Source organism: Streptomyces sp. NPDC047072, assembly GCF_040643855.1.
Classification (GTDB): domain Bacteria; phylum Actinomycetota; class Actinomycetes; order Streptomycetales; family Streptomycetaceae; genus Streptomyces.
The window spans coordinates 1-11,576 of record NZ_JBEYVC010000257.1 but is presented as its reverse complement, the minus strand read 5'-3'; the positions used below and the strand labels follow the sequence as shown (position 1 = coordinate 11,576).

The 11,576-nt window shown below is 69.9% G+C and carries 8 protein-coding genes; all 8 read left to right on the top strand.

Annotation, left to right across the window (positions count from 1 at the left end):
- Positions 1-236 precede the first annotated feature (236 nt).
- On the top strand, positions 237-1,913 hold the full coding sequence (gene betA, locus ABZ896_RS49720; RefSeq protein WP_360945100.1) for a choline dehydrogenase: 1,677 nt from the start codon (positions 237-239) through the stop codon (positions 1,911-1,913).
- A gap of 3 nt (positions 1,914-1,916) precedes the next feature.
- A complete protein-coding gene (locus tag ABZ896_RS49715; protein ID WP_360945097.1) occupies positions 1,917-2,753 on the top strand; it encodes a 5,10-methylenetetrahydrofolate reductase in 837 nt (278 codons plus the stop codon).
- 18 nt (positions 2,754-2,771) lie between these two features.
- Positions 2,772-3,605, top strand: a complete 834-nt coding sequence (locus ABZ896_RS49710) for an alpha/beta hydrolase (protein ID WP_360945103.1) — start codon at positions 2,772-2,774, stop codon at positions 3,603-3,605.
- 184 nt (positions 3,606-3,789) lie between these two features.
- Positions 3,790-5,259: an aldehyde dehydrogenase family protein gene (locus tag ABZ896_RS49705; protein ID WP_360945094.1), complete on the top strand. Its 1,470-nt coding sequence runs from the start codon at positions 3,790-3,792 to the stop codon at positions 5,257-5,259.
- Between the two features lie 20 nt (positions 5,260-5,279).
- Complete coding sequence (locus ABZ896_RS49700) at positions 5,280-6,368, top strand: glycine betaine/L-proline ABC transporter ATP-binding protein (RefSeq protein ID WP_360945091.1); 1,089 nt, start codon at positions 5,280-5,282, stop codon at positions 6,366-6,368.
- The gene (locus tag ABZ896_RS49695) at positions 6,368-8,368 is read left to right on the top strand and encodes an ABC transporter permease subunit (protein WP_360945088.1); all 2,001 of its coding nucleotides are present in this window, start codon (positions 6,368-6,370) and stop codon (positions 8,366-8,368) included. Before ABZ896_RS49700 ends, ABZ896_RS49695 begins: the two co-directional genes overlap by 1 nt.
- 17 nt (positions 8,369-8,385) lie before the next feature.
- On the top strand, positions 8,386-9,351 hold the full coding sequence (locus ABZ896_RS49690; RefSeq protein ID WP_360945085.1) for an ABC transporter substrate-binding protein: 966 nt from the start codon (positions 8,386-8,388) through the stop codon (positions 9,349-9,351).
- Between the two features lie 192 nt (positions 9,352-9,543).
- Positions 9,544-11,576: FAD-dependent oxidoreductase (locus ABZ896_RS49685; protein WP_360945082.1), on the top strand; the 2,033-nt coding region annotated here is incomplete at its 3' end.

The window sequence follows — 11,576 nt, the reverse complement described above, 5'->3', positions numbered from 1 at the left end:
CGCCGTCGGTGAAGCGGGTGGAGGCGTTGACCGCGACGGTCGTGGAGTCGACCAGCTGGGTGAAGCGGCGGGCGGCCTGCTGGGAGGTCGTCACGCGGGTGAAGAAGGCGATGCCCTCGTAGGTAACACAGCCGGAACCAAAACCTTGCAAGTTGCGCTTGTCGCAACCTGGTGCGTATCACGCTACTGCGGCTAGCATGCGTCGCGTATCTACGGCGCGAGCGAGACGAGGCACCATGGCTCCCCTGCAGTACGACTTCGTCATCGTCGGCGGCGGTTCGGCCGGCAGTGCACTGGCGAACAGACTCTCCGCGGATCCGGCCAACAAGGTCCTGGTCCTGGAGGCCGGCCGGTCCGACTACCCGTGGGACGTCTTCATCCACATGCCCGCGGCGCTGACCTACCCCATCGGCAGCCGGTTCTACGACTGGAAGTACGAGTCGGAACCCGAGCCCCACATGGGCGGCCGCCGTGTCTACCACGCCCGTGGCAAGGTGCTGGGCGGCTCCAGCAGCATCAACGGCATGATCTTCCAGCGCGGCAACCCCCTGGACTACGAGCGCTGGGCCGCCGACCCGGGCATGGAGACCTGGGACTACGCGCACTGTCTGCCGTACTTCAAGCGCATGGAGAACTGCCTGGCCGCCGACCCGGACGACGAGTTCCGAGGCCACGACGGCCCCCTCGTCCTGGAGCGCGGCCCGGCGACCAACCCGCTCTTCACCGCCTTCCAGAAGGCCACCGAGGAAGCCGGCTACGCCCCCACGGACGACGTGAACGGCTTCCGCCAGGAGGGCTTCGCCAAGTTCGACCGCAACGTCCACCGCGGCCGCCGGCTCTCGGCCTCCAAGGCGTACCTCAAGCCCGCGAAGAAGCGGCCCAACCTCACCGTCACCACCCGCGCCCTGGTCACCCGCGTCCTCTTCGAGGGCAAGAAGGCCGTCGGCGTCGAGTACCAGCGCGGCAAGGGCGCCCTGAAGCAGGTGCGCGCCAAGGAAGTCATCCTGTGCGGCGGCGCGATCAACTCCCCGCAGCTCCTCCAGCTCTCCGGCGTCGGCAACGCCGAGGAACTGCGGGCCCTCGGCATCGACGTCGTGCACGACCTGCCCGGCGTCGGCGAGAACATGCAGGACCACCTGGAGGTGTACATCCAGTACGCCTGCAAGCAGCCCGTCTCCATGCAGCCGTATCTGGCGAAGTGGCGCGCCCCCTTCATCGGGCTCCAGTGGCTCTTCCGCAAGGGCCCGGCCGCCACCAACCACTTCGAGGCCGGCGGCTTCGCCCGCAGCAACGACGACGTGGACTACCCCAACCTGATGTTCCACTTCCTGCCGATCGCGGTCCGCTACGACGGCTCCGTACCGGCCGGCGGCCACGGCTACCAGGTACATGTGGGGCCCATGTACTCCGACGCCATCGGCTCGGTGAAGATCAAGAGCAAGGACCCGCGCGAGCACCCCGCGCTGCGCTTCAACTACCTCTCCACCGAGCAGGACCGCCGGGAGTGGGTCGAGGCGATCCGCGTCGCCCGCAAGCTCCTGAACCAGCCCGCGCTCGCGCCGTACAACGACGGCGAGATCTCGCCCGGACCGTCCGTGGAGAGCGACGAGGAGATCCTCGCCTGGGTCGCCAAGGACGGCGAGACCGCCCTGCACCCCTCCTGCACCTGCAAGATGGGCCCCGCCACCGACGAGCTGGCCGTCGTCGACCCCGAGAGCATGCGGGTGCACGGCGTCGAGGGGCTGCGCGTCGTCGACGCGTCCGTGATGCCGTACGTCACCAACGGCAACATCTACGCGCCGGTGATGATGGTCGCCGAGAAGGCCGCCGACCTGATCCTGGGCAAGGAGCCCCTCGCACCGTCGAAGGCCGCCTTCTACCGCCACCGCGACGCCCAGAAGCAGGCGGGGTAGACCTTGGCCGCCACCGGGCTACGGACGCTGCTGGACAGCGTCCGCTACGAGGTGCTGCCCGCCGGGGCCACCGAGGAGAAGGTGCTCGCCCATGTGCCGCGCGACGTCGTCGTCACCGTGACGGCGTCGCCGGTCAAGGGACTGGAGCCGACGCTCGCCCTCAGCGAGCGGCTCGCCGTGGCCGGTTACCGGGTCGTCCCGCACGTGCCCGCGCGGCTGCTGCGGGACGAGGTGCACCTGAAGGAGGTCGCGGACCGGCTGCGCGCGGCCGGGGTGGACGACGTGTTCGTCCCGGCCGGCGACGCCGACCCGCCCGCGGGCGCCTACGAGGGCGCGCTGCCGGTCCTGCGTCGGCTGACCGAGCTGGGCCGGCCGTTCGCCCGTGTCGGTGTCACCGGCTATCCCGAGAGCCATCCGCTCATCCACGACGACATCACCATCCAGTCGATGTGGGACAAGCGCGAGCACGCCACGTACATCGTGAGCAACCTCTGCTTCGACCCGCGGGTGCTGGGGGAGTGGATCGCGCGGCTGCGGCGCCGGGACGTCACCCTGCCCGTGCACGTGGGGGTCGCGGGCCCCGTGCAGCGGACCAAGCTGCTGGCCATGGCCACGAAGATCGGGGTGGGGGAGTCGACGCGCTTCCTGACGAAGCACGCCTCGTGGTTCGTGCGGTTCGCCGCGCCCGGCGGCTACGACCCCGAGAAACTGCTCACGCGCGCGGGGGATGCCCTCACGGCGCCCTCCGCGGGCGTGGCCGGTCTGCATCTGTTCACGTTCAACCAGATCGCCGAGACGGAGCGGTGGCGTCGTACGCTGCTGGACCGGTTGGGCGGCTGAACGAGGAGACCGATGACAGTGGACGACTGGCGGCTGCCCCGGGCCTTCCCCGGCCCCTCCGGCGAGGTGCGCTGGAACAGGCTGGGCCCCACGGACGCCCCACCGGTCGTCCTCCTGCACGGCACCCCCTTCTCCTCCTACGTCTGGCGAGCCGTCGCCCCCGCCCTCGCCCGCGACCACGAGGTGTACGTCTGGGACATGCCGGGTTACGGCACCTCGGAGAAGGCCCCGGACCAGGACGTCTCCCTCGCCGCCCAGGCCCGCGTCTTCGCCGATCTGGTGAGCCACTGGGGCCTCGACGCGCCGCACGTGGTCGCCCATGACTTCGGCGGAGCCGTGGCCCTGCGCGCGCACCTGCTGCACGGCGTGCCCTACCGCGCCCTCGCCCTGGTCGATCCGGTGGCACTCCGGCCGTGGGGGTCGCCGTTCTTCCGGCTCGTGGGCGAACACGCGGGCGTCTTCGGGCAGTTGCCGCCCGCGCTCCACCGCGCGCTGGTGCGCGAGTACGTCTCGTCGGCGAGTAGCCCGGGCCTGCACCCGGCTGTCCTCGACCGGCTAGTCGAGCCCTGGCTGGGCGAGACGGGGCAGCCCGCCTTCTACCGGCAGATCGCCCAGGCCGACCAGCGTTTCACCGACGAGATCCAGGATCGTTACGGCGAGATCACCGTGCCCGCGCTGGTGTGCTGGGGCGAGGACGACACCTGGATCCCGATGGCCAAGGGCCGCGAGCTCGCCGGCCTGATCCCCGACGCGCGGTGGGAGCCGATCGGCGGCGCCGGACACCTCGTACAGGAGGACGCTCCCGCGCAGCTGACGGCGGCGCTGTCGGCGTTCCTCCGGTCCCTCCACTGACCGGCGGAGCGCGCGCTCCAGGTCGTATACGAAGCGCCGAAGGCCGCCGCATAAGGGCCGATGGGCCCTTGTGAAATCGTCACCGGCCAACCCCTTGACGCATGTCTGCACATTCGCCAAGGTGTTCCACCACAAGCAATTGAATGCACGATGCGCAACGCATTTCGGTTGAAGGGCTGGGCGCGTGGCAGATCTGTATCTGGACGGTGCGTGGCAGGACCCGGTGGCCGGAGGCCGCCGCGAGATCCGTTGCCCCGCTGACGGCACGCTCTCGGCGACCGTCTCCGAAGGAACCCGTGCCGACACCGAGGCGGCGATCGCCGCCGCCCGTCGCGCCTTCGACGAGGGCCCCTGGCCGCACACCCCCGAGCGCGAGCGCGGCGCCCTGCTGCTGCGCACCGCCGACATCATGGAGCGCGACGCCAAGGAGTTCGCCCGCGCCGAGTCCCTGGACACCGGCAAGCGGCTCGTGGAGAGCGAGTACGACATCGCCGACGTCGTCTCCTGCTTCCGCTACTACGGCGGACTCGGCGGCACCGACGCCGGGCGCGTGATCGACACCGGCCGGGACGACGCCGTCAGCCGCGTGGTCTACGAGCCGGTCGGCGTGTGCGGGCTGATCACCCCCTGGAACTACCCGCTGCTGCAAGCCAGTTGGAAGGTGGCGCCCGCGTTGCTCGCGGGTAACACGATCGTCCTGAAGCCCAGCGAGCTGACCCCCTCCACCTCCATCCTGCTGATGCGGGCCCTGGAGGAGGCCGGTCTCCCGGCCGGCGCCGCCAACCTCGTGCTGGGCACCGGGCCCGAGGTGGGCGCCGCGCTCTCCGAGGACCCGCGCGTCGACCTGGTCTCCTTCACCGGCGGCCTGGAGACCGGCAAGCGGATCATGGCGACGGCTGCGGCGACCGTGAAAAAGGTGGCGCTGGAGCTCGGCGGCAAGAACCCCAACGTGGTCTTCGCCGACGCCGACTTCGAGACGGCCGTGGACTTCGCTCTCACGGCCGTCTTCCTGCACTCCGGACAGGTCTGCTCGGCCGGCGCCCGCCTCATCGTCGAGGACTCCCTGCACGACCGCTTCGTCGACGAGGTCGTCCGGCGCGCCCGCCAGATCCGCCTCGGCGGGCCCTTCGACCCCGACGCCGAGACCGGCGCCCTGATCTCCGCCCAGCACCTGGAGAAGGTCGAGGCGTACGTCGCCGCGGGCCTCGCCGAGGGCGCCGTCCTGCGCTGCGGCGGTGAGCGTCCCACCGACCCCGCCCTCGCGAACGGCCACTACTACCCGCCGACCGTCCTGGACGAGTGCCGGCAGGACATGCGCGTGGTGCACGAGGAGTCCTTCGGCCCCGTGCTCACCGTGGAGCGCTTCACCGACGAGGACGACGCCGTGCGCATCGCCAACGACACCGAGTACGGACTCGCCGGCGCTGTCTGGACCCAGGACGCCGGAAAGGCCCAGCGGGTCGCCCGGCGGCTGCGCCACGGCACGGTGTGGATCAACGACTACCACCCCTACGTACCGCAGGCGGAGTGGGGTGGCTTCGGCCACTCGGGCGTGGGCCGGGAGCTGGGCCCGACCGGCCTGGACGAGTACCGCGAGCCCAAACACATCTGGCAGAACATCCAACCCCGGCCGCAGCTCTGGTTCCGCGGCTGAACGCCGAAAAGAGGTCGATCGTGACCCCAACGCAGACCGACGTGCCGCAGCGGCGCGGCACGTCCCAGGAGTCGGACAGCACGCCGGTGATCTCCGTGCGCAAGCTGTGGAAGGTGTTCGGGCCCAAGGCCGACCAGGTGCCGCAGTCCGAGGAGCTGTGCGGTCTCACCCGCCGCGAGCTCATGGACCGTACCGGCTGCACCGCCGCCGTACGCGACGTGAACTTCGAGGTGGCCCCCGGCGAGGTCTTCGTCGTCATGGGCCTGTCCGGCTCCGGCAAGTCCACGCTGGTGCGATGTCTGACCCGGCTCATCGAACCGACCTCCGGCGAGGTCGTCTTCGAGGGCGAGGACATCCGCCAGGCGGACGCCGGGCGGCTGCGCGAACTGCGCCGCAACAAGTTCTCCATGGTCTTCCAGCACTTCGGGCTGCTGCCCCACCGCTGCGTCGTCGACAACGTGGGCTTCGGCCTGGAGATCCGCGGCATGAGCAGGTCCGAGCGGACCAGGCGGGCCATGGAGGTCGTCGAACTGGTCGGTCTCGCCGGCTACGAGAACTCCTACCCGAGCCAGCTCTCCGGCGGTATGCAGCAACGCGTGGGCCTGGCAAGGGCGTTGGCGGGCGACCCGGACGTCCTCTTCTTCGACGAGCCGTTCTCCGCGCTCGACCCGCTGATCCGCCGCGACATGCAGAACGAGGTCATCCGGCTGCACCACGAGGTGCACAAGACGATGGTCTTCATCACCCACGACCTCTCCGAGGCGCTCAAGCTCGGCGACCGCATCCTCATCATGCGGGACGGCAAGATGGTGCAGTGCGGCACCGGCGACGAACTCGTCGGCGCCCCGGCCGACGACTACGTCCGCGAGTTCGTCAAGGACGTACCGCGCGGTGACGTCCTGACCCTGCGCTGGATCATGCGGCCGATCGAGGACGGCGACGAGCTGGACGGTCCCGAGCTGGGCCCGGACGTCGTCGTCAAGGAGGCCACCCGGGCGGTGCTCGCGGCCGACAAGCCCGTCAAGGTCGTCGAGAACGGCAAGCTGCTCGGCATCGTCGGCGACGAGGAGATCCTCGCGGTGGTCGCCGGGCAGGAAGGCGGCGCGTGATGACCGTCGCCGTGGAGAAACCCCAGGAGACCGGGACGGTCGAAGAGGCCCCACCGGCCAGGACCGAGCGCAGGATCAGCCGGTCCATGGTGGTCGGCGCGATCCTCGTCGTCTGGCTGGTGCTCTTCGCCGTGCTGCGCGGGAAACAGACGCTGACCCTGGCGGCGGCGGACCTGACCGACCTGCACCGCTGGTTCAACGACGTCAACGACTCGATCGGCGCGAACCGCAACTCCAACCCGCTCTTCCTGTACTTCTTCAACGAGATCCGCCTGGTCATCGACTCCCTGGTGACCTTCGTGCAGGACCTGATCTCGCAGCCCTCCGGCGACCGCCCGGTCCCGCAGATCGGCTGGCTCGGTGTCGTCGGCATCACCGGTTACGTCTCCTGGGCCGTCGGCAACTGGCGGGTCGCGCTGCTCGCGGTGGCCGGCTTCACCTTCCTCGGCCTCCAGGGCCTGTGGCAGGAGTCCATGGACACGCTGGCGCTGACCGTCTCCGCGGTCCTGGTCGCGCTGCTCTTCGCGATCCCGCTGGGCGTGTGGGCGGGCCTGTCCGACCGGTTCAACCGGGCCGTGACGCCGTTCCTGGACTTCATGCAGACGATGCCGACCTTCGTCTACCTCGCCCCGCTGACCCTGTTCTTCCTCATCGGCGGCGCCTCCGCGGTGATCGCCACCGCGATCTACGCGGCCCCGCCCGCGATCCGCATCACCGCCCACGCCATCCGCTCGGTGCCCGAGACCACCGTGGAAGCGGCCGACTCGCTGGGCGCGACCCGCTGGCAGGCCCTGCTGAAGGTCCTGCTGCCCATGTCCAAGCGGACCGTGGTGATGGGCGTCAACCAGTCGATCATGTCCGCCCTGGCCATGGTGACCATCGCCGCCCTGATCGACGCGCCCGGCCTCGGCAAGACCGTCGTCCAGGCGCTGCAGTCCCTCGACGTCGGTACGGCCTTCAACGCGGGCCTGTCCATCGTCGTCCTGGCGATCGTCCTGGACCGGGTCACCACCGCGGCCAGCGCCCGCGCGGAGACCGCCCAGAACTCGGGGAGCCGTTTCCTCGCCTGGCGGCGGCCCCTGCTCGGCGCGGGCGCGGCCGTCACCGCCGTCCTGGTCTACCTCTCGCACACGTTCGTGTGGGCGGCGGAGTTCCCGGGCGAGGGCGACGTCGGCAGCTCCATCGCCAAGGCCGCCGACTCCACGACCACCTGGGTGCAGGACAACCTGTCCGGTCTGACCAACGCCATCCGGGACGCACTCACCAACGGGCTGCTGAACCCCTTCCAGTCGCTGCTCACCGACTCCCCGTGGTGGCTGGTGGCGGCCGTGCTGATCGCGCTCGCCGTGGTCCTCGGCGGGGTGCGCGCCGGCATCATGACGGCCCTCTGCCTGGGCCTGCTGGTCGGCACCGGGGTGTGGTCGGACGCGATGACGACGATGGCCTCGACCCTGGTCGCCACCGTCCTGGTGATGCTGATGGGCGTGGTCTTCGGCGTGTGGATGGGCCGGAGCATGCTCGTGGACCGGATGCTGCGGCCCACCCTGGACGCGGCCCAGGTCATGCCGCCGTTCGTCTACCTCGTGCCGTTCCTCGCGCTGTTCGGCGCGACCCGGTTCACGGCGATCGTGGCCGCCATCGTCTACGCGGCCCCCGTCGCCATCAAGATCATCGCGGACGGGGTGCGCAACGTACCCGCGACCACGGTGGAGGCGGCCACCTCGGCCGGCTGCAACACCTGGCAGCTGATCACCAAGGTTCAGCTGCCGATGGCGCGCAGCGCCCTGACCCTCGCGACCAACCAGGGTCTGATCTACGTGCTGGCGATGGTCGTGGTGGGCGGCCTGGTGGGCGCCGGCGCCCTCGGCTACGACGTCGTGGCCGGCTTCTCGCAGGGCCAGCTGTACGGGAAGGGACTGGCGGCGGGTCTCGCCATCGTCCTGCTCGGTGTCATGTTCGACCGGATCACTCAGGCAGCGGCTCGCCGCACCAGCGCATGAATAAGGAGCACCACACCATGGCAAGACACTGGCGGGCCGGCGCGGCCGGCATAGCGGTCCTCGGCCTCACCCTCACCGCGTGCAGCGGCGCCAAGGTCGGTGACGACAGCAGCGCGGCCGGTGCGGGCAGCTCCGGCAAGTGCGGCACCTTCAACCTCGCGGTCAACCCCTGGGTCGGCTACGAGGCGGACGCGGCGGTCGTCGCGTACGTCGCCGAGAACGACCTGAAGTGCAAGGTCAACAAGAAGGACCTGAAGGAAGAGATCGCCTGGCAGGGCTTCGGCACCGGCGAGGTCGACGCGGTCCTGGAGAACTGGGGCCACGACGACCTGAAGAAGAAGTACATCACCCAGCAGAAGACCGCCGTGGAGGCCGGCTCGACCGGCAACAAGGGCATCATCGGCTGGTACGTGCCGCCGTGGCTGGCCAAGGCCCACCCGGACATCACCAACTGGGAGAACCTCAACAAGTACGCCGCCAAGTTCAAGACCTCCGAGTCGGGCGGCAAGGGCCAGCTCCTGGACGGCGACCCGTCGTACGTCACCAACGACGAGGCGCTGGTGAAGAACCTGAAGCTGGACTTCAAGGTGGTGTACGCGGGCAGCGAGACCGCCCTCATCCAGGCCTACCGCAACGCGGAGAAGAACAAGGAATGGGTGATCGGCTACTTCTACGAGCCGCAGTGGTTCCTCTCCGAGGTCCCGCTCGTCAAGGTGAACCTGCCCGCGTACAAGGCGGGCTGTGACGCCGACGCCGAGAAGATCGCGTGCGACTACCCCGAGTACGACCTCGACAAGATCGTCAGCGCGAAGTTCGCCAAGTCGGGCAGCCCCGCCTACAACCTGGTGAAGAACTTCAACTGGACCAACGACGACCAGAACGAGGTCGCCAAGTCCATCGCGGTGGACAAGATGACCCCCGAGGCGGCCGCCAAGAAGTGGGTCGACGCCAACCGCGACAAGGTCGACGCCTGGATCAAGTAGGCGGGTGACCGATGCCCGGAGGGCGGTGCGCCAGGACGCGCGCCGCCCTCCGGGCATCCCTGTTTTCCCCCGCTTTTCCAGGCGTTCTTCCGGCGTCCTCGGCCCTCTTGACACCCACCTGCGGGGCAGGCACATTGAGTTGCGCAACCTGAATCATGTTGCGTAGAAAGCAACTGAACCGGAGGTGCGGCAATGGCGGGACCCCGAGTGGTCGTCATCGGAGCGGGCGTCGTCGGCGCGGCTCTCGCGGACGAGCTGTCCGAGCGCGGCTGGACCGAGGTGACCGTGGTCGACCAGGGCCCGCTCCCGGCGACCGGCGGCTCCAGCTCACACGCCCCGGGCCTGGTCTTCCAGACGAACTCCTCCAAGACGATGACCGAGCTGGCCCGCTACACCGTCGAGAAGTTCTGCTCCCTCGACGTCGACGGCAAGCCCTGCTTCCTCCAGGTCGGCGGCCTCGAAGTCGCCACCACCCCCGAGCGCCTGACCGAACTGCGGCGCCGCCACGGCTGGGTCACCGCCTGGGGCGTCGAGGCCCGGCTGCTGACCCCCGAGGAGTGCGTGGAGCAGCACCCGCTGCTCAACCCGGGCAAGGTCCTCGGCGGCCTCCTGATCCCCACCGACGGCCTCGCCAAGGCCGTCCTCGCCGTCGAGGCGCAGATCCGCCGGGCCACCGCGCGCGGGGTCCGCTTCCTGCCCCGCCACGAGGTCCTCGACATCCTCCAGAACGACGGCGAGGTGACGGGCGTCCGCACCGACCAGGGCGACCTGGAAGCCGACATCGTGGTGTGCTGCGCCGGCATCTGGGGCCCCAAGATCGCCCGCATGGCCGGCATGAGCCTCCCGCTGACCCCGCTCGCCCACCAGCTCGCCTGGACCGGCCCGATCCCCGCCCTCGCCGGCCAGACCGAGGAGGCGGTCCGCCCGATCCTGCGCCACCAGGACGCCGACCTCTACTACCGCGACCGCTTCGACGGCATCGGCATCGGCTACTACGGCCACCGCCCCATGCCGATCACCGCCGACGAGATCCTCTCCTTCGACGAGGCCGACGAGATGCCCTCGGTCCTGAAGTTCACCGAGGAGGACTTCGAGCCGGCCTGGGCCGAGACCCAGTCCCTGCTCCCCCCGACGCAGGAGGCCAAGGTCGAGGAGGGCATCAACGGCCTGTTCTCCTTCACCACCGACAACTTCCCGCTGCTCGGCGAGTCCCCGGACGTCAAGGGCTTCTGGGTCGCCGAGGCCGTCTGGGTCACCCACTCCGCGGGCGTCGGCAAGGCCATGGCCGAATGGCTGGTCGACGGCTACTGCTCCTCCTTCGACCTCCACGAGTGCGACGTCAACCGCTTCGAGCCGCACCAGCTCTCCCCGGAGTACGTCCTGGCCCGCGACTGCCAGAACTTCGTCGAGGTCTACGACATCCTCCACCCCCTCCAGCCCTCCGGCGACCCGCGCCCGATCCGCACCAGCCCCTTCCACGCCCGCCAGCGGGAGCACGGCGCGTTCTTCCTGGAGGCGAACGGCTGGGAGCGCCCGCACTGGTACGAGGCCAACGCGGGCCGTGTGGAAGGCCGTTCGATCACCACGCCGAACGACTGGGCCGCCCAGTACTGGTCGCCGATCGTCGCCGCCGAGGCCCAGATCACCCGCGAGACCGTCGCGATGTACGACATGACGGCCCTCAAGCGCCTGGAGGTCAGCGGCCCCGGCGCCGCCGCCTTCCTGGAGCGCCTGGTCACCGGCAAGGTCGCCAAGTCGGTCGGCTCGGTGACGTACACCCTCGTCCTGGACCACGACGGCGGCATCCGCAGCGACGTCACCGTCGCCCGGCTCGCCCGCGACCTCTTCCAGGTCGGCGCCAACGGCAACCTCGACCTCGACTGGTTCAGCCGCCACCTCCCCGCCGACGGCACCGTCCAGGTCCGCGACATCACCCCCGGCACCTGCTGCATCGGCCTGTGGGGCCCGAAGGCCCGCGAGGTCCTCCAGCCCCTCACCGACGAGGACTTCTCCAAGGACGGCCTCAAGTACTTCCGCGCCAAGAGCGCCTACATCGGCTCCGTCCCCGTCACCGTCATGCGCCTGTCCTACGTCGGCGAACTGGGCTGGGAGATCTACACCACCGCCGACCAGGGCCTCAAGCTCTGGGACACCCTGTGGGCATGCTGCCGAAGCCTCAGGAGATCAAGGCCAAGACGATCAACAACCTGGACGTGCGGCTGGGC

Excerpts from the sequence above, each read along its gene's own strand:
- ABZ896_RS49695 (WP_360945088.1), top strand. The coding sequence starts at position 6,368 with ATGACCGTCGCCGTGGAGAAACCCCAGGAGACCGGGACGGTCGAAGAG.
- betA (WP_360945100.1), top strand. The coding sequence starts at position 237 with ATGGCTCCCCTGCAGTACGACTTCGTCATCGTCGGCGGCGGTTCGGCC.
- ABZ896_RS49690 (WP_360945085.1), top strand. The coding sequence starts at position 8,386 with ATGGCAAGACACTGGCGGGCCGGCGCGGCCGGCATAGCGGTCCTCGGC.